Below are 1,155 nucleotides of genomic sequence, written 5' to 3' on the forward strand. Positions count from 1 at the left end.
CACATGAACCAGAAGCGGTCCTGACCGGGCGTACCGAACAGGTACAGGATCAGGTCCTGGTCCAGCGTGATCCGGCCGAAGTCCATCGCCACGGTCGTGGTCGTCTTGTCCGGCGCGTGCGTGAGGTCGTCGATCCCCGCGGACGCGGAGGTCATCACGGCTTCGGTACGCAGCGGATTGATCTCTGAGACGGCCCCGACGAACGTGGTCTTGCCCACGCCGAAGCCGCCCGCCACCACGATCTTCGCGGAGGTGGTGGAGCGGGCTGCACCGCTAGAGCTTGCGAAGTCCACTGAGCACCCTTTCGAGCAGTGTCACATCTGGCTGTCCGCCGGCGGTCTCGTCCCCGCCGGGCTGATGGATGGCGACGAGTCCGGCCTCCGCCAGGTCGGCGACGAGGATCCGGGCGACGCCGAGGGGGATGGAGAGAAGCGCGGAGATCTCGGCAACTGACTTGATCTCGCGGCAGAGGTGGCAGATGCGCTGGTGCTCCGGCAGCTGGCCCTGCAGCTTGGCGGGGTCGGCGGTCGTGCTGACCAGCGCCTCGATGGCGAGCTGGTAGCGCGGCCTGGTCCGGCCTCCGGTCATGGCGTACGGGCGCACGAGCGGGTTGTGGGAGCCGGTGGGGGAGGGCTCGGGCGCGCGCCGCTGCGGCTGCACCGGCTGGATGCGCGGCGCCTGCGGCTCGTCGTACACCGACGGCTCGTACGGCTGGGAGCCGTACGCCCGGGGCTGCTGCTGGGGCTGTGGCTGCGGCGGCTGGGGCCGCTGTGGCCGACGGCTCGGCGCAGACGGGAAGTTGAAGCGGTTGTTATGGGTCTCGCCCACAGGTCCGGACTCCTGCCCGGAACCGTACGGGTATCCGCTCGGGGGCGTTGCCACGTCTCCTCCTCCAACTTGCCTGTCTGACGCCGGTCGCGCCACCGAACCCTAAGGCCCGGTGGCGGGAAACGCACTGCCTGTCTGTTAGTTGAGAAGGCTGCCCTGCAGTTCGGCGCGCAGGTCCGGCGTCAGGACGCTACCCGCACGGTCGACCAGCAGGGCCATCTCGTAACCGACGAGGCCGATGTCGCACTCGGGGTGCGCGAGCACGGCCAGCGACGATCCGTCCGAGACGGACATGATGAAGAGGAACCCTCGTTCCATCTCCACCAC

Annotated in this window: 3 protein-coding genes; all 3 read right to left on the reverse strand. The window is 69.0% G+C overall.

The genetic code is table 11. From position 1 onward, the window contains the following. Window positions 1-293: GTP-binding protein (locus ACWD6P_RS37035; RefSeq protein WP_352308898.1), on the reverse strand; the 293-nt coding region annotated here is incomplete at its 3' end. After that, window positions 274-882, reverse strand: coding sequence for a DUF742 domain-containing protein (locus tag ACWD6P_RS37040; RefSeq protein ID WP_451448616.1), 609 nt, complete (start codon window positions 880-882; stop codon window positions 274-276). The genes ACWD6P_RS37040 and ACWD6P_RS37035, both read right to left, overlap by 20 nt. Before the next feature lie 84 nt (window positions 883-966). Further along, window positions 967-1,155, reverse strand: a 189-nt coding sequence (locus ACWD6P_RS37045) for a roadblock/LC7 domain-containing protein (RefSeq protein ID WP_451448617.1), incomplete at its 5' end; no start/stop codon positions are given.

This window comes from Streptomyces sp. NPDC002446, from assembly GCF_053595675.1.